General features: G+C 66.0%; 19 protein-coding genes. 11 read left to right on the forward strand and 8 right to left on the reverse strand.

The features are described from left to right. Nucleotides 1-790 (forward strand): tyrosine-type recombinase/integrase (locus ALA01S_RS27660; protein ID WP_157119320.1); only part of this gene is annotated, 790 nt, incomplete at its 5' end. A 119-nt stretch (nucleotides 791-909) separates the two neighbouring features. On the opposite strand, the gene ALA01S_RS27665 is transcribed toward ALA01S_RS27660, so the two are convergent. After that, complete coding sequence (locus ALA01S_RS27665; protein ID WP_066342494.1) at nucleotides 910-1,521, reverse strand: ParB/RepB/Spo0J family partition protein; 612 nt, start codon at nucleotides 1,519-1,521, stop codon at nucleotides 910-912. A gap of 289 nt (nucleotides 1,522-1,810) precedes the next feature. Here ALA01S_RS27665 and ALA01S_RS27670 point away from each other — a divergent pair, with 289 nt between their 5' ends. The 6 genes from ALA01S_RS27670 (at nucleotide 1,811) to ALA01S_RS32330 (ending at nucleotide 4,766) form a co-directional block, all read left to right on the forward strand. Further along, entirely contained in the window at nucleotides 1,811-2,872 is a 1,062-nt protein-coding gene (locus ALA01S_RS27670; RefSeq protein WP_066342495.1) for a DUF932 domain-containing protein, read from the forward strand. 150 nt (nucleotides 2,873-3,022) lie between these two features. Beyond that, nucleotides 3,023-3,451, forward strand: coding sequence for a hypothetical protein (locus ALA01S_RS27675; protein ID WP_066342496.1), 429 nt, complete (start codon nucleotides 3,023-3,025; stop codon nucleotides 3,449-3,451). A 5-nt stretch (nucleotides 3,452-3,456) separates the two neighbouring features. Continuing rightward, entirely contained in the window at nucleotides 3,457-3,741 is a 285-nt protein-coding gene (locus ALA01S_RS27680) for a hypothetical protein (protein WP_157119321.1), read from the forward strand. Continuing rightward, nucleotides 3,738-4,253, forward strand: a complete 516-nt coding sequence (locus ALA01S_RS33615; RefSeq protein WP_157119322.1) for a hypothetical protein — start codon at nucleotides 3,738-3,740, stop codon at nucleotides 4,251-4,253. Before ALA01S_RS27680 ends, ALA01S_RS33615 begins: the two co-directional genes overlap by 4 nt. Continuing rightward, a complete protein-coding gene (locus ALA01S_RS33620; protein WP_157119323.1) occupies nucleotides 4,250-4,426 on the forward strand; it encodes a hypothetical protein in 177 nt (58 codons plus the stop codon). Before ALA01S_RS33615 ends, ALA01S_RS33620 begins: the two co-directional genes overlap by 4 nt. Nucleotides 4,427-4,457: 31 nt before the next feature. Beyond that, nucleotides 4,458-4,766 carry a TrfB-related DNA-binding protein gene (locus tag ALA01S_RS32330; RefSeq protein ID WP_084268007.1) on the forward strand — a complete coding sequence of 103 codons (309 nt, stop codon included), beginning with the start codon at nucleotides 4,458-4,460 and terminating at the stop codon, nucleotides 4,764-4,766. Between the two features lie 798 nt (nucleotides 4,767-5,564). Here ALA01S_RS32330 and ALA01S_RS27695 read toward each other — a convergent pair. Both ALA01S_RS27695 and ALA01S_RS27700 read right to left on the reverse strand, forming a co-directional pair. Continuing rightward, nucleotides 5,565-7,043 (reverse strand): M20 family peptidase, encoded by a 1,479-nt coding sequence (locus tag ALA01S_RS27695; protein ID WP_066342500.1) that lies wholly within the window; start codon nucleotides 7,041-7,043, stop codon nucleotides 5,565-5,567. Nucleotides 7,044-7,259: 216 nt separating this feature from the next. Beyond that, nucleotides 7,260-7,559 (reverse strand): copper-binding protein, encoded by a 300-nt coding sequence (locus ALA01S_RS27700; RefSeq protein ID WP_066342501.1) that lies wholly within the window; start codon nucleotides 7,557-7,559, stop codon nucleotides 7,260-7,262. Between the two features lie 398 nt (nucleotides 7,560-7,957). Here ALA01S_RS27700 and ALA01S_RS34135 point away from each other — a divergent pair, with 398 nt between their 5' ends. After that, complete coding sequence (locus ALA01S_RS34135; protein WP_066342502.1) at nucleotides 7,958-8,566, forward strand: exopolysaccharide biosynthesis protein; 609 nt, start codon at nucleotides 7,958-7,960, stop codon at nucleotides 8,564-8,566. An 11-nt stretch (nucleotides 8,567-8,577) separates the two neighbouring features. Here ALA01S_RS34135 and ALA01S_RS27710 read toward each other — a convergent pair whose 3' ends face one another. Then, nucleotides 8,578-8,949 (reverse strand): copper-binding protein, encoded by a 372-nt coding sequence (locus tag ALA01S_RS27710; RefSeq protein WP_066342503.1) that lies wholly within the window; start codon nucleotides 8,947-8,949, stop codon nucleotides 8,578-8,580. A gap of 164 nt (nucleotides 8,950-9,113) precedes the next feature. Here ALA01S_RS27710 and ALA01S_RS27715 point away from each other — a divergent pair, with 164 nt between their 5' ends. Together ALA01S_RS27715 and ALA01S_RS27720 are read left to right on the forward strand one after the other, a co-directional pair. Continuing rightward, nucleotides 9,114-9,551 carry a hypothetical protein gene (locus tag ALA01S_RS27715; protein ID WP_157119325.1) on the forward strand — a complete coding sequence of 146 codons (438 nt, stop codon included), beginning with the start codon at nucleotides 9,114-9,116 and terminating at the stop codon, nucleotides 9,549-9,551. An 88-nt stretch (nucleotides 9,552-9,639) separates the two neighbouring features. Continuing rightward, complete coding sequence (locus tag ALA01S_RS27720; protein WP_084268011.1) at nucleotides 9,640-11,682, forward strand: TonB-dependent receptor; 2,043 nt, start codon at nucleotides 9,640-9,642, stop codon at nucleotides 11,680-11,682. Nucleotides 11,683-11,938: 256 nt separating this feature from the next. Here ALA01S_RS27720 and ALA01S_RS33625 read toward each other — a convergent pair whose 3' ends face one another. From ALA01S_RS33625 to ALA01S_RS34340, 4 genes are all read right to left on the reverse strand, one after another. Then, the gene (locus ALA01S_RS33625) at nucleotides 11,939-12,148 is read right to left on the reverse strand and encodes a hypothetical protein (protein WP_157119326.1); all 210 of its coding nucleotides are present in this window, start codon (nucleotides 12,146-12,148) and stop codon (nucleotides 11,939-11,941) included. A gap of 251 nt (nucleotides 12,149-12,399) precedes the next feature. Beyond that, a complete protein-coding gene (locus ALA01S_RS27730; protein WP_157119327.1) occupies nucleotides 12,400-13,641 on the reverse strand; it encodes an RNA-guided endonuclease InsQ/TnpB family protein in 1,242 nt (413 codons plus the stop codon). Nucleotides 13,642-13,726: 85 nt separating this feature from the next. After that, on the reverse strand, nucleotides 13,727-14,263 hold the full coding sequence (locus ALA01S_RS27735; RefSeq protein WP_066342507.1) for a TonB-dependent receptor domain-containing protein: 537 nt from the start codon (nucleotides 14,261-14,263) through the stop codon (nucleotides 13,727-13,729). Nucleotides 14,264-14,436: 173 nt separating this feature from the next. Then, a complete protein-coding gene (locus ALA01S_RS34340; protein ID WP_066342508.1) occupies nucleotides 14,437-14,760 on the reverse strand; it encodes a hypothetical protein in 324 nt (107 codons plus the stop codon). A 109-nt stretch (nucleotides 14,761-14,869) separates the two neighbouring features. Between ALA01S_RS34340 and ALA01S_RS27745 the strand changes: the two genes are divergently transcribed. Then, nucleotides 14,870-15,172: helix-turn-helix domain-containing protein (locus ALA01S_RS27745; RefSeq protein ID WP_157119329.1), on the forward strand; the 303-nt coding region annotated here is incomplete at its 3' end.

Consider the following 15,172-nt stretch of genomic DNA (forward strand, 5'->3'; position numbering starts at 1 on the left):
TCTCTCGCCGCGCTCCACGGCCTACGCGCTGTCGGTGCTCAGCGCGATGTTCCGCTGGCTCATCGACAAGCGCTACGTGCTGGCCAACCCTTTCTCCGGCGTCCGCGTGCGCGGCACGCGAGCCGCCGGGCTGGACACCACGCGGGGACTTTCCGGCGCCGAGTGGGGCTTGGTCCGCACGGTCGCCGACGGGCTCGAATGGTCGTATGGATGGGAGCCGCGCGCGGCGCAGCGCATGCGCTTCGTGCTGGACTTCGGGTTCGGCACCGGGCTGCGCGCCAGCGAGCTGGTGGGCGCTACGCTGGGCAATATCGAGGTCGACGCTGGCGGCGATGCCTGGCTGCATGTGGTTGGCAAGGGCAGCAAGGCCGGCAAGGTGGTGCTGCCCCTCATCACGCGCGGCGCGCTGGAGGATTACCTGGTGCAGCGCCGACTGCCGGTGAGCCCGGCGAAGTGGGACCCGCGCACGCCGCTGCTGGGCAGCCTCGACGGCGAAGCCGGCATCACCGCCAGGCGGCTGTGGGCAGCAATGAAGCGTTTCTTTGCGACGGCGGCCGCGGTGCTCGCCGATGTCAATCCGGCGCTGGCCGAGAAGCTGGGCCGGGCCTCCCCGCACTGGCTGAGGCACAGCCATGCCTCGCATGCTCTCGAATCCGGCGCTGACCTGACCACGGTGCGCGACAACCTGCGCCACGCGTCGGTGTCCACCACGTCGCTGTACCTGCACGCCGACGACCAACGCCGCGCCAGGCAGATCGGGGTGGCGTTCTCAGGTTGCAAAACGCGGTGAGATGCTAAGAACAGGCAAATTCGTGCAGTAGAACGGCTGGTAGCCCAAAGACGAAAATTGTGAGCCTCGAAATTGCTCGTGTAATCAAGGAGTTGGCGGCAACTAACAATCAGTAGTATTCAGAATTCCTGGACGCTGTGATCTTCAGTAAGCGTCAGCGCCATCAACTGTTCCAGTTCAATTTTTTCGTCCCGGTACAGTGCCATGAGCTTCGGGCTGATCTTGGCGAGTTTCAGCCGGCGCTCTACGGTGAGTGGGCTGATGCCCCAGGCGTCTGCAATTTGCGAAACAGTCTTGCCCTGTTCAAGCATGGAGGCGAAGGCGTCGAATAAATCTGATCCATGGAGCGGTTCGCGGGCGCAGTTTTCGGCCGTCGAAACCGACAGCGCATCCTCCTGGGAAACTTCCAGGCAGCGCACCGGGAAATCAGCCGGCACCTTGCCCTGGGTAAACAGCAAGTTCAGGGCTTCCAGGCGGCGCCCACCAGCCACGACCCCGTAGCGCCCAGTGGGCTTGGGGGCCTTCTTACCCGCCAGCTCAGGGCGTACGATGAGGTTTTGCAGCAGGTTTTGGGAGTGGATCAGCGCCGCCAGTTCTTCAACGCTGCGCGCCGGGATCTTTTTGCGAACATTAAGAGGGTCGCGGTACAAATCCTTCAGCGGTACGGTTATTTCCCGGCCCTGCACCCGCTTGGTCGCTTCGGCAATCTGAGTTTGTTCAGAAAGGTCCATGTACTGCTCCAAAAAAGACCGGGGAGCTGCCCCGGCAAAAAAGGATGCGGATTGAGCCGGGAGAGCGCCCGGCGCGCAAGCCTTTGCTTTGTCGCTGGCCTTGGATCAAATATAGCGCGTGCTTCTTGGTATATAAATGGAAGTCAATGAGTCCTTACACTTTAGACGTCAGCTGACATTTTTGGTTCTTGTAATTGGTTCCATGAACTATAATAAATGTCATGGAGTCAACGTGCAGGAACTGCGGTTGATTCCTCCCCAAGTTCTTCTTTCAGCACTGGAGATAGCCATGGCACACATGCTCGACATGACCACCGGCCAAGCCGCCATCGCCTATGTCGGTGAGGCTCCCTGGCACAAGCTGGGGCAGCGCCTGACGGATGGAGCCGACCTCGAAACATGGCGCCGTGAAGCCGGGCTCGCGTACACGGTCCAGCGCACGCCGGTCCTGTTCCAGCGTGCCGATGCCGGCGCCGCCGACCGCATCGAGGCGATGGAAGGCCGGGACGTGCTCTATCGCTCGGACTCGGGCAGCGCCCTGAGCGTCGTAAGTAACGGGTACTACGTCGTTCAGCCGGGCGAGGTCCTGGACTTTTTCGGCAAGCTCGCGCAAGCCGGCGGGTTCGTGCTGGAAACCGCCGGCGCCCTCTCGGACGGCAAGCGGGTGTGGGGGCTGGCGAAGGTCAACGACGGCGCCCCGGTTGTCGGCCAGGACACGGTGCGTCCTTACCTGCTGCTGGCAACGAGCTACGACGGCACCATGGCGACCACCGCCAAGTTCACCGCCATCCGGGTCGTGTGCCACAACACGCTGACGATGGCGGCCGGCACGGGGTTGAACGTCACGGGTGGGCAAACCGAGCAGGACACCACCGAGGGCGCGGTCGTGCAGTGCGTGCGCGTGCCGCACATGAAGAAGTTCGACGCGGGCGCCGTGCGCCAGCAACTTGGCATCGTGCTCACCGCGTGGGATCGCTGGTTGGTGCAGGCGCGGCTGCTGGCGCAGGTGGACGTGACGCAGGCGCAGGCCGACAAGTTCATGGCGGACCTGCTGCTGTCGGTCCAGGCCACGCCCAAAGGCAGGCCGCAGCCTGACGTGCGCGCCAGCCGCAGCTACAAGCGGCTGATGGACCTTTTTGGCGGCGCGCAGATCGGCGCCGACCTTTGCGGCACCAAGAGTGCCTGGGCACTGCTCAACGCGGTCACGGACTACGTGGACCACGAGCGCGGGCGCAGCGACGACACGCGCATGACTTCAGCGTGGTTCGGTGCTGGTGAGGGTCTGAAGCTCAAGGCCTGGGACGCGGTGCGCGAGATCGCGGTCAAGGCTGGCGCGATAGAGCCTGCCTGAGTCGCCTGACCAACCGGCCCGGCCGCGCGCCGGGTCGCCGACCCCTCGCACCGTGCTGGAGCTGCGCCACGACCTGCAGCGCATTGCCAACCTGACGACCCGGCCAACTGCTGCACGGCGCCCAAGCGCGCCGCCTGAAGGAGTCCCATCATGCCTTACGACCCCATCGTCCCCGGCGTCGGCTACGCGCCCGGCCTGATCCCCCTGGGCAACACCACGGAGCCGATGCTGCAACACACCAAGGGCCGCGACCGCATGACCAACCTGGTTGACGCCATGCGCAGCGACATCCCGCGCAGCGAGCGGCGCGAAATGGCCGCTGGCTGTCTGGATGCACCGCACATCATCCCGGCCGGCAGCGTGACCCGGTATCTTGACCAGTCCGGACGCCTCGGGATGCGGTTCTCGTGGCGCGATCAACTGGACTGCGGCGCATTGGCGTGGCTTGTCAAGATCGAACGCGTGAGCGCGCAGCGCCGCGACGGCTGCTTCCCTTGCTGGTGGGACACCTGGGATGCATGGGCTGCCCACGCCGCGCAGCACTACCCGCGCGAGTTCTCTGGTGCGCCTGCTGTCTGACCGCCATGGCCAGCAGTCTCCCAGGTGCCACAGGCCAGTGCTGCCGTTGCCAGCACTGGCAGCGCCGCGGCGGCACGCTGCTGCCGGCGGCCATGGGTTGCAGGGCCTTCGAGTGCGAGCAGCCCGGGCGCACGGCGGCCCTGCTCGCTGCCGTGGCCGTGGAGCGCTCCAGCCGCGGGGTCTGCCCAGTGTGCTATCCACTGCCCGACGAGCCTGATTCCTTCATCGCGCGGGATCTGCCGCTGGTGCCTGCGTTTGCGCTCACCAATGCGGCGAAGGAGCAGACGTGATCCTCAGCCTTTCAAATGACCACGCGCAGCGCTTCCTGGCCGCCGTGCGCGGCATCGACGCTCGCCACGTGGCCGCGGCGCTGGACTCAATGCAGCGTCCACGAGTTCACCCGGCCGGGCGGATGGCGGGATCGCGCGCTGCGTGTCGTCGCCCGCGCTCACCCGCTTGCATGATCAGGTACTGCACACCAGCCATGGACACTCACGCCCCACTTGCCCGCCGCGTGTCGCACGAGGAATTCCGGCAGGCGCTGCAGCGGGCCGGCTTCGGGCTCGGCGCAGGCCTCGCCTTCCGCTACGACGCACGGCACGACGAAACGGTATGGACGATCAACGGCCAGCCTGTCGGTCTCACCGTGGGCCGCATCGGCGCCACGACCGCCTGCTTCCTCGCCACGCCGGCGAATGGCACGGACACGGCTGGCCGCGGACAGCCGGTCGGGCTGCCGGCGGCTGCACTGCATGGCCAGGTCGCGGGCCTCGCTACCGACGACCTGAGGATGAACGCATGAGCAAGACTGCTGTTCAAGAGGGGGAGGGCCTGTTCGAGCGGCAGTGCAAGGCGTTGCAGGGTCGCCAGGAGTCCGCGACGCTTCGTGCTCAGCACCAGGCGCTGCGGGTGGCGCTGCAGGACCTGCTGGCGGCGGTGGGGGACGCGATGCGCCGGCCAAGAAGCTACGCTTGAAGGCCGTGATGCAGCAAAGGAAGACGTGGCGATGGCAAAGGCATCAATGACCGCCGAGGAGTTCGATGTCGTCAGAGAGCGGCTTGTCAAAATGACGCCGGATAACGCGGCAGCTGCACGGAAAGTGCTGGTCGATGGAATACCGCCCATCGAGGTGGCGCAGCAGTGCAACATGTCCAAACAGCGCTTGAATGGCATCCTCAACTCGGTACGTGCCGCCGCGAATGGCGTGCCCGTAAGCTGGGTGCGCGTGGAGGTCTGGGTACCACCAGAACTGGTACAGCAGGTGCGTGACATTGAGGAGCGTGCCAAAGCCAAACTTGGTGGCACGCCGCAGTAGGAGCGCTACGGCGGGCAGACCCGGGACCTGTCGCGCCAGGCCGCCACGGGGAGCCCATGAGCCGCCGCGCAAGCACCTCAGCGACTGACCGGTCTGGGCCTTCTGTTTTCCGTGTGCGAGATGCCCAGTGCACCTCTGACCCAACGCAGCCCAGATAGTCGAACAGGGACCGAGGTCACTCCTGGCGAACGTGAGCTGCTGAGTGTTCAGGCCTTTCTCTGACAGTTTCCGGCACACACCTTCTGGTTGCGCCCCAGTATTTTCCTGCTCACCAGATCCGCGACAGGCTTGTGGCGACCGCACCTGAAGCACGACATCCTGGTAGAGCAGCCGCCCAGCATCATTGGACCAAATTCTGAACCGGGTATCTTGGCCGTATACCTCAGCCCATCGTTGGAAATCGTCGTTTCGGTGTCGATGTCGCGGTAATGGTCCATGGTCCTCCAGTCGGGATGAACACCGAGTCATGGTACTGCGTCGGAAGGAGCGACTGGTGTACCGAGCCGACATGGCCGAGCTGCGCGCCAAGCGGCCAACCCCTCGCACCTCTGTCGAATCGCAGTCGAACCTGGTTGTAGTCGCTGTTCTGTGCCTGACTGTGCTGGAAGAACACGATGACATCGTGGCAACGTCATCGCCTTAGGAACGTTGAGAGAGCGGCGAGGGTTCGGCGTGGCGATGCTCGCGCGTCGCAGATGGACTTTCGCGAGCTTGCGACGCCGGTTGCCACAGGCAGTGCGGCCGAGTGCACTTGCCGAGGAGCACTTTGGCCAACACGATCCGAGGTGCAGTGACAGTTCAAGGCTGCGCAGACTGCCCGGCTGACGAGATGAAGCGCTGATAGAAGGCGATCATCTGCGTGTAGTTTTCGATCGAGAGCCGCTCATTGGTCCCGTGGAAGCGGGACAGGTCCCGCTCGGTGGCGCGCACCGGGGAGAACCGGTAGACGTGGTCGGCCAGCGGCAGCATGTGGCGGGAATCGGTGGCGGCCACCATCAGGCCCGGCGCGACCACCGTGCCGGGAAAGATCTCGCGGATGGTGCGGCTCATGAGCCGGTACGAAGATGCGTCCGTACCGGAAATGGGCGACGCCTCGGACGACGGTCCCGTGCGGCGCAGCTCGATAGCCGCATTGGCAACCACGTCTTGTGCGTGCCGGATCACTTCCTCCTGGCTGTCGCCAGGCAGCAGCCGGAAGTTGACGTAGGCCTCGGCGTGCGCGGGGACGACGTTGACCTTGTTGCCCGAGCGCACCACCGTCAGCGCGGTCGTGGTCCGGGTGAAGGCGTTGGAGCTGCGGCTTTTCTCCAGTTCCTTCCTCACCAGCGGGCCGAACAGCCACAGGTTCGACAGCAGCACGCGGTTGACGCCCTGCATCTCGGGCGCCAGGGTGTCGAACATCTCCGCCGCAACCCCGCCGATGGCGGCGGGCATCTGGTCTTGCTCCAGCCGGGTGAGGGCGGCGCTGAGCATGCCGATGGCCGTGTCGCGCGGCGGCATGGAGGCGTGCCCCGGCTCGTCGTGCGCCGACACGGACAGGGTCAGGATGCCTTTCTCGGCCACGCCGATGAGGGCCACGGGCTTGTCGAGCCCCTTGATGATGCCGTCCGTGATGAGCGTGCCCTCGTCCATCACGAAGTCGAGCCGCACGGATCGCGAGGCCAGCAGTTCGGCGATCTTCCTGGCACCGCGCTCACCACCGACTTCCTCGTCGTGGCCAGCGACGACATAGATCGTCTGCTTCGGTTGGAAACCCTGCGCCAGCAGTGACTCGATCGCCTCCAGCATGGAAAGCAGGTTGCCCTTGTCGTCCCACGAGCCGCGGCCCCAGATGAAGCCGTCCTTGACGGTCCCGGCGAAGGGATCGACCGCCCAGTCCTTTTCCGTCCCTTCAGCGATCGGCACCACGTCCTGGTGGGCCATGAGCATGATGGGCTTGGCCCCAGGGTCCGAGCCCTGCCAGGTGTAGAGGAGGCTGTAGCCGCCCACGACCTCGCGCCTGAGCGTCTGGTGGGTCCGCGGAAAGGCGGCCTGCAGGTAGGCATGGAACTTGAGGAATTCCTCCGCGGCGCCGTCCGGTTGGTCATCGTAGGAAATGGTGCGCAGGCGCACCGCGCCGGCCAGCCGCTGAGCCGCGGCCATGCCATCGACCTTGACATGCGCGAGCGGCTCAACATCGAGCTGCCTGCTGCCCTTGCGATACGTGTTCGCGAGCACGGCGAGCACCAGCAGCGCCAGCGCGGAAAGCACGGCCAGGAGAAGTTTTCTTGCGGTCATGGCGCTTCCTCCAAGGGAATCCGCAGCCTTTCTCTATCGTGCCTCAACGCACAGCCAATGTTTGCCACGCATGCTGCCCCGTGGGCTGCCCCGTGGGCTGCCATCGCGTGGCGGCCCGGGACCCGAGGCTGCTTGGAGCAGGTGTCGCCGATGCCGCCGCGGCGGGCTCGGCTGCAAGCAAACCAGGCCGCCATCGACAGGCGGCAGCGTCTGGGTTTACTGGGCAACGTCGATGTCGGTGACGATCAGCTTCCCGCCCTCGTTGGCCGCCTTGAACTTCACCTTGTCGCCGGCCTTGACCTTGTCGAGCAGGGCCTTGTCCTTGGCGGTGAAGACCATCGTCATCGGGGGCATGTCGAGGCTCCTGATCTCGCCGTGCCTGAGCGTGACCTTGGCCTCGTCCTTGTCGACCTTGCGGACTTCGCCATCAGCCATGTCGGCTGGCCCACCGGCCTGGGCCAGGGCAGGAACGCTCATCGCCAGGGCGATCGTGAGGGTAGAGAGGATGCGCTTCATGGAGTGCCTTCAACGGTAGGGAGCGGATGGAAGATGTCGGTGCTGCCATGCACCGGCATACCTGCAACGCCCAGCCCGCGACTTCCACCAATGAGGTTCGTTTGGATGGTGCGTCTGGGTTGCGGGAACCCGTTGGTTCCGTGTTGCGAACTCTCAACCTTGCCACGGCGTCAAGGTCAAGGACGGACCGTGCAAATCCATTGGACGGTGCGGGTTATGGATGGAGCCCTCCAATCTGCGGCGCGGCGCACTGCGCTCCTTCAGCCAGCGGGAAGATCACGGCGATCGCAGGCACGCTCGCTGGTCATGGAACTGCGGGCGCACCGGCTTGTCTCAAGGCCGTCAGGACGAAGTGCCGTCCTGGAGGACCATCTCCCCCCACACGCAACGCCGCACAGATGAACTTCGATCCCGAGACGAACCTTTCGCAGACACTGCGCGCCCTGCCGGCACGCCTGAACGATCAATGCAGGCTCGGGGACGTGCTGCTGGCCTTGGGCGACCGCGCTGCGGCACTGATCCTGCTGGTGTTCTCCATTCCCGCGATCGTGCCGTCGCCCGGCATTCCTGCGGGCGCCATTTTCGGCTCTGCCCTCGCCTTCATCGGCCTGCAGATGACTCTGGGCCGCAGCCACCTCAGGCTGCCGCCGGGCTTCGCGCGGCTGCGCGTCGGCCGTGAGCGGCTTGAGCGGATGGTCGAGCGCTTCGCCCCGCACCTTGAGCGGATAGAGGGGCGGCTGAAGGCAAAGGCCGTGAGCCTGGCCGCTCCCCAGGCGGTGCGCGGGCTCGGCCTCGTCGTGCTGATCATGGCGGTGCTGATCGCGCTCCCGATACCCTTTGGCAACACGCTCCCGGGGCTCGCAATCCTCGCCCTCGCAATGGGGCTGGCCCAGAGGGATGGCCTGGCCATTGCCGGCGGACTCGGCATCGCGCTCGTCGCGGGCGTTGTCTCCGTGGCGCTCATCGGTGGCAGCTGGCATCTCGTCAGCCGGACATTGGGCGCTTGACTCGCTCCGTGCTATTGGCTGGCACCACCACGAGGTCCGGCAGCCGGCCGGATCTCGGTGACGGTCAGTATCCCGTCGATCAATGTCAGCACGAAGCTCACGGTCTGTCCCGGCGTGATGGCCGCTGCATCCACCGAGGCGGCCACCGGGAAATCCATCGTCATCGCGGGCATGCCCAGGCTGGGCATGTCATCGTGAGCCACCGTGATCAGCCGTTCCTCGGCGACGAAGTCGACGATCTGTCCGGTGCCCTTGAACGTAGCCGTTGTCGCAGCCGGCGGCTTCACAGGTGTGACAGGCAAGGGATCGGCGGCTTGTACTGCCACACCTGCCCCAGCCAATGCCGCGGCAACGACCGGGATGCCAATGAGCTTCAACCGCATGGTGATTCTTTCCAAGTCGCCTTCCATCTGGCCGGATCATCTGTGGGCGATGCCGGCCTGACCAGACGAGAAGGCAGATTCTCACCTGAGCGCCAGCGCACCAGGCGTGCGGGCTACCCAAGAAGTCCGGTAGGGCACAATCCCGCGCCGTACCCAAGCGCCTCATGCTGCTTGCTGGCCCCCCGATGACCGGCTTCACAACACCAGCCCTGCTTGCCCGACGCCCCGCGCTGGCCGCAGTGCTGGTGTTCGCCTTGCTTTTTGCGCAGTGGCTCGGTCTTGCCCACCGCTACGTCCACGGCCTGGGCATCAGCCAGATGGCATCTGGTGCTCACGCCTTGGCTCAGGCCGATGGCAAGGCATCGCAAGGCATGGCGCAGTCGTCGTCGCTTGCCGACGTGCTGCTGCGGCTGGTGGGCAAGCATGCCGACGGCAAGGAATGCCGTCTGTATGACCATGCGTACAGCGGCGACATGGTGTACGCGGCGCTGTCTGGCGTTGGTGACGATTCGCCATGCATCGTCCCTCTGGCGGGCTCGGGCTTGTCGTCAACGCCGGGGCCGACTCTCGCCTACCGTGCTCGCGCCCCGCCCCTGGGCTGATTCCCGCCTTTCGCTTGCCCTTTTCCTGCACCGCTGACGCACCCCGCACGCGCGTCGGCGGTGCTGCATCGCTTTGCCGGAATCAGCCATGTCCTTCTCTCCTGCGCGCGCAGACAGCGCGAGCCATGTTCTTCGCATCACCGGTGCCGCGGCACTGGGTCTCTTGTGGCAACTCGCATCGGCCCAGCCGGTCGGTACCGCAGCCAATCCCGCTGCGATGGAGCAGGTCGTCGTCACCGGCAACCCGCTGGGCTCGACCGACGTCGTGCCCACCGTCAACACCCTGGCCGGCGAAAGGCTGCTCCAGCGCCGAGGCAGCACCCTTGGCGAAACGCTCCAGGGCCTGCCCGGCGTGGCCAACACCGGCTTCGGACCGAACTCGGGCCGCCCCGTTATTCGCGGGCTGGATGGCGACCGCGTCCGCATCCTCAACAATTCCTCCGCCACGGTGGACGCCTCCAGCCTGAGCAACGACCACGCCGTGGCAATGGACCCGCTGGCGGTGGAGCGCATCGAGGTGCTGCGCGGGCCGGCTGCGCTGCTCTATGGCGGTGCGGCCATTGGTGGCGTGGTCAACCTCATCGACAACCGCATCCCGCGCGAGAGCGTGAGCGGCACGTCCGGCGCGGCGGAGCTGCGCGCCGGGGGGGCCGCGCGCGAGAAGTCCGCCAGCGCGATGGTCGAGTCCGGCAACGGGCGCATCGCGGCGCATGCCGACGCATTCAAGCGCGACACCGACGACCTGCGCACGCCGCGCTTCGCGCCCGTCGGGGCGCCGGGGTCCGAGCCCGGGGAGCCCACGCGGCGCGTGAGGAACTCGGCCAGCCAGGCCAAGGGCGCAGCCCTTGGCACCAGCCTCACCTTCGACAATGGCAGCTACATCGGCGCGGCCTTCGACCACTACGGCAACGACTACGGCGTGGTGGTGGACGAGGCAGTGCAGATCCGCATGAAGCGCGACCGCTATGCGCTGGCCGGGGAGTGGAAGGCGCCCGTGGGCGCGTTCTCGACGGTGCGCGCCAACCTCGGCCACACGCGCTACGAGCACGAGGAACTGGAGGACAGCGCCGTGGGGACCCGGTTCGAGAACCGTGGCACGGATTGGCGCATCGAGGCCGAGCACCGGCCGCTGGGCGCCTGGCGTGGCGTCCTGGGGATCCAGGGCGAGCGCGTCGATGCTTCCGCGCTGGGCGACGAGGCGTTCGTGCCCGAGACCAGCACGCACAGCGATGCACTGTTCCTGGTGGAGGAGCTAGTGCTGTCGGCAGGCAAGCTCACGGCGGGCGCCCGTGTGGAGCACACGCGGGTGAATTCGGCCGGCGGTGGCGCCGACGGCCGCTTTGGCGACCCGACCGAGCGCAGCTTCACGCTGGGCAGCGCCTCGCTGGGCGGCCTGTGGCGGCTGGGCGGACCCTGGCAGCTCAGCGCCAGCGTGAGCCACAGCGAGCGCGCGCCGACCTACTACGAGCTCTACGCCAATGGCGAGCATGTGGCCACGGCCGCCTTCGAGCGCGGCGATGTAACCCAGCGCAAGGAGCGCGGGCAGCACCTGGAATTGGGTCTGCAGTGGAAGCACAACACCCACAGCGTCAAGCTCAGCCCGTACTACGGCCGTTTCAGCAACTACATCACGCTGCGCTCCACCGGCGAAGTCGAGGGCGAGCTACCGGTCTACGCGTTCGAGGGCGTGAAGGCACGCCTGTACGGCTTCGAGCTGGAGGCGCGTACGCGGCTGCTGGACGGAGCCCACCGGGTGGAGCTAGACGGCCAGCTGGACATGGCGCGCGGCGACGACCGCACCCACGACACGCCGCTGGCGCGGATGGCACCGCTGCGCGTGACGATGGGCTTGAACTGGAGCCGCTCGGCCTGGAACTCACGAGTGGAGGTGGCGCACGCCAGGCGCCAGGACCGTGTGCCCGTGGGTGACATCGCCACGCCGGGCTACACCCTGCTGAACCTGAGCACCGGCTATCGCTTCAAGGTGGGCAGCAGCCAAGCTCTGGCCTTCCTGCGGCTGGACAACCTGACGGACCGGCTGGCCTACAACGCGGTATCGACGCCGACGGTTCGCGGCCTCTCGCCCATGGGTGGCCGCAGCTTGAAGGCCGGCGTGCGCGTCGACTTTTGAGCGACCTGGCCTTGAAGAGCTGCAGTGGCAGCGCGTGCCGCTTGGTGTAACGAGCTTCGGGCACATGCAAATGCTCATGTGCCAGCGCGACGATCACCGCGCGATCCTCGCGGCATGAGCACATCCGTTATGGTTGTGCTGGCCACTGCCTTCTTCGTGGACTGCTTCCCGCGCCAGTACTGTCTCTGGCATGGGTTCCGAAAGACTGGCCATCCCATGCTTGCAAGGATTGCTGTCAGCCCCGGGCGCGTATCGGTCAATGGCGCTTCCTGGCATCGGCACGTTTGCGCTGTTCCTGTTTGGACAGATGGGACTTCTTGCGATGCGCGCCTGGGGACAGCGGCTGGAATGGGTGGCGATTTCGACGCCGGCTCCGCCAGCCGAGAAACAGCGCCAGGCCGATGATGGCAACGGCGCCGCCGAGGCCGGCCACCAGGAATGCGAGGTCTTTACCGCGATGTGCCATGCCCGTTAGGGTCGTGCGCCATAACTGTCGGCCCGATCGATCACAACCGCGCGCGCAGTTCAATGCACGAGCGTCGCCCCGGCTGCGCGAACTCGATGTACGACGCCGCCCGCTCACCGAAGACGGTGTAGATGGCAGCTTCGAGCTTGACGTCCTCCCCGACCTCTCGCTGACGCTCGCCGCTCAAAGAGCGGAAAGGGCGGGGATTCCTACGGCGCTCCAGCGCGGTATCGAGCCACGCTGCAGTCGCTTCAGCGGGTTCCTGTTGCTGACAGCTTCTGCTGTTCACTTGGCAGGCGATCCGGGCGACCTTGCGGTCCGGCGCAAGCGTGCGCCGCGTCCAGCCCTTCGTCCCTGAGCATCTGCATGCCCCGGGCAAGGATGTTGATGGCACCGACCACGTCGGCGTTTTCCTCGTAGGCACAGGCCAGACACGCGAAGCGGGCCTGCCCCGTACGATTGCCCGCGCTGACGTGCCCACACGTGGGACAGGTCTGGCTGGTGTGCTGCGGCGGCACGGCGATGCATCGGCCGCCCTTCCACTGCAGCTTGTACTCCAGCTGGCGCCGGAACTCGTACCAACCCTGGTCGAGGATGGCCTTGTTCAAGCCCGTCTTGGCGCGCACGCTCCTCCCTGGCGCATCAACGGTACCTGCCGCGGACGCCGACATGTTCCTCACCGACAAGTCCTCGATGCACACCACAGCGTGGTTCTTGCTGATGGTGGTGGAGGCCTTGTGCAGGTAGTCGCGCCGCACGTTGGCTATTGCGGCATGGATCTTCTGTACGCGTGCCTTGGCCTTCTTCCAGTTGCTGCTGTGCCGGACCTTGCGGCTCAAGGCCTGCTGCGCCTTGCGCAGCGCCACCTCGTGGCGCCGGAAGCTGTTGAGTGGTGCCAGGCAGGTGCCGTCCGACAGCGTGGCAAAGCGCACCACGCCCATGTCGATGCCTACGGCACCACCCGTGGCCACGGGCCGCTCGACCTCCCGCTCGGTCTGGATCGACACGAACCAGCGCTCGCCCAAGCGGCTGACGGTGGCGTTCTTCACTGCGCCCAGTACCTCGCGGCTATTGCGATAACGCAGCCAGCCCAGCTTGGGCAGGAACACTCGGCTGCCCGCCGGGTCCAACCGGATCTGCTTGGGGTCGGGATAGCGCAAGCTGTCGTGCCGGCCCTTCTTCCTGAAGCGCGGTGCTCGCGCACGGCCGGCAAAGAAGTTCGTGTACGCGCGCTCCAGGTCCTTGAGTGACTGCTGCAGCGGGTGCGTCGGCGCCTGCTGCAACCATGGCGTCTCGGCGCTGTGGCGCCAGAGCGTGAGCTGCCGGCACAGCTCGGCGTAGCCCAGCTTCTTCAAGCCTTGCTCGTGACGTCGCTGCTGCAGGGCCAGCGCCTGGTTGAAGACGAAGCGGCAGGCACCGGCAAAGCGACCCAGGTCGCGCTGCTGCTGCCCGTTAGGAACCAGCTCAAACCTGAAAGCTTGCAGCCGCTGCATGCCTGCAACTGTATGGAAAACCAGTTCCTGATGCAACGATGCCCGACATGGCATGCATGGTGTTGAGCGACGTATGGCACTTGACTCATGGCAGACCACGCTTCGCGGACCGTTCGATCCCAGACAGGCCCAAACTGAAAGGCTCGCTTCGCGAACCCGCGTTCTCGACCTCCACGTAAACGAAGAGGCTTGCCGCGCTACTGGTCAGGCGTGGTGTCAGCCGCTGCTGCAGCGACACGTCCACACGGTCGTGCCCGGGCAGCATAGCTTTGCCGGTGGGGGTGGAGAGGTCCGCCGTGCGGCCGACATGCACCGAGTCGGCGTCCATCCGCAGCGAGTCGCCGGGCTGCCATGGCCAACCCAGGCTGGCCCGCTGTCGGGGTAGGCCGCGCAGCGGCTCGTCGCTGCGGTGCCTGATCCGGGTGTACGCGGCCTGTAAGGAGACACCGGCCGAGGGCGTGTAGCGGCCCTGCAGCTCGGCACCAGTCGCGGTGACCCGGGTCCAGTTGACCATGTGAAAGGTGTTGGCGCCGAAGTCGATCAGCCGGGCGTAGCGGGTTTCGAAGGCAGTGAGCTTCAATTCAGCTTGTTCGCCCACAAGATCCTCGGCCAACGTCTTCACGCCGAGAGGTTCCTGATACCGGTGGCCAGCATGTCCGACCGGTTGCGGCCGAGCAGAATCCGGCTGTTGGTCAGCCCCGGAACCTTCATCGTACGGGCCAGTTTCGCAGTCAACTTCCCCGGCGTCACACCAGCGCGCCGCTGCGAGGGCCTTGAACCCGACCGGCAGGCAGTTCAGTTCCGATTGAGCTCCCGCAGGCGCTGCTTCTCGGCCGCCGACATGTTCAAGTACTCATTGCGAACCTGCTCACGCGTCTTGCCGGTTGCAGCGGACGGGGCAGTGTTTTGCGACGTGCCTTCGCGCAGCAGCGCACCCGGCGCAACGGCTGTGCCAGCACTGCGGCCCTGAGCACCAGCGGCCGTGCTGCCATGCTCAGGCTGGTAGCTGAAGCCCCGGTCAGTGTTGTCCGGAACCCACGGCGTGTCGGCCATGGACAAGGCCGGCGCGAGCAGGGTCACGGCAACCGCGGTGAAGATTGAAAACTTGCGGGCGTTCATGATGACCTACTTTCCATCTGTACTGGCCGCAATCTCAGCGACCATACAAGTACTTTATTGACCCGGCAGTAATGTTCTTGAAATCTTGACGCGTCATGATCTTGCTGTGATGAAGGCAACGGACATGAGATCACTGTCGCGCGAGGCGCGGCACGAGAGACGCGCGCAGGTCATCCGGCTGCGCCAGGCCAAGCACACCTACGACGAGATCGCAGCGCTCACGGGCCTGAGCCGCACAGGCGTGTTCGACATCTGCAAGCGCCATGAGGCCAAGGGTGCCGGGGGACTGCACGACGCCGAGGGCGGCCGCAAGGTCGGCGAGCATCGCCGGCTCGACGCCAGCCAGGAGGACGAGGTGCAGCGCCTGATCGCCGACAAGACGCCGGACCAGTTGAAGATGGTCTACGCACTA

Source organism: Azohydromonas lata NBRC 102462, from assembly GCF_001571085.1.
Lineage (GTDB): Bacteria > Pseudomonadota > Gammaproteobacteria > Burkholderiales > Burkholderiaceae_C > Azohydromonas > Azohydromonas lata.

Coding starts and splice junctions, on each gene's coding strand:
- ALA01S_RS27665 (WP_066342494.1), bottom strand. CDS start 1,521: ATGGACCTTTCTGAACAAACTCAGATTGCCGAAGCGACCAAGCGGGTG.
- ALA01S_RS27670 (WP_066342495.1), top strand. CDS start 1,811: ATGGCACACATGCTCGACATGACCACCGGCCAAGCCGCCATCGCCTAT.
- ALA01S_RS27675 (WP_066342496.1), top strand. CDS start 3,023: ATGCCTTACGACCCCATCGTCCCCGGCGTCGGCTACGCGCCCGGCCTG.
- ALA01S_RS27680 (WP_157119321.1), top strand. CDS start 3,457: ATGGCCAGCAGTCTCCCAGGTGCCACAGGCCAGTGCTGCCGTTGCCAG.
- ALA01S_RS33620 (WP_157119323.1), top strand. CDS start 4,250: ATGAGCAAGACTGCTGTTCAAGAGGGGGAGGGCCTGTTCGAGCGGCAG.
- ALA01S_RS32330 (WP_084268007.1), top strand. CDS start 4,458: ATGGCAAAGGCATCAATGACCGCCGAGGAGTTCGATGTCGTCAGAGAG.
- ALA01S_RS27695 (WP_066342500.1), bottom strand. CDS start 7,043: ATGACCGCAAGAAAACTTCTCCTGGCCGTGCTTTCCGCGCTGGCGCTG.
- ALA01S_RS27700 (WP_066342501.1), bottom strand. CDS start 7,559: ATGAAGCGCATCCTCTCTACCCTCACGATCGCCCTGGCGATGAGCGTT.
- ALA01S_RS34135 (WP_066342502.1), top strand. CDS start 7,958: ATGAACTTCGATCCCGAGACGAACCTTTCGCAGACACTGCGCGCCCTG.
- ALA01S_RS27710 (WP_066342503.1), bottom strand. CDS start 8,949: ATGCGGTTGAAGCTCATTGGCATCCCGGTCGTTGCCGCGGCATTGGCT.
- ALA01S_RS27715 (WP_157119325.1), top strand. CDS start 9,114: ATGCTGCTTGCTGGCCCCCCGATGACCGGCTTCACAACACCAGCCCTG.
- ALA01S_RS27720 (WP_084268011.1), top strand. CDS start 9,640: ATGTCCTTCTCTCCTGCGCGCGCAGACAGCGCGAGCCATGTTCTTCGC.
- ALA01S_RS33625 (WP_157119326.1), bottom strand. CDS start 12,148: ATGGCACATCGCGGTAAAGACCTCGCATTCCTGGTGGCCGGCCTCGGC.
- ALA01S_RS27730 (WP_157119327.1), bottom strand. CDS start 13,641: ATGCAGCGGCTGCAAGCTTTCAGGTTTGAGCTGGTTCCTAACGGGCAG.
- ALA01S_RS34340 (WP_066342508.1), bottom strand. CDS start 14,760: ATGAACGCCCGCAAGTTTTCAATCTTCACCGCGGTTGCCGTGACCCTG.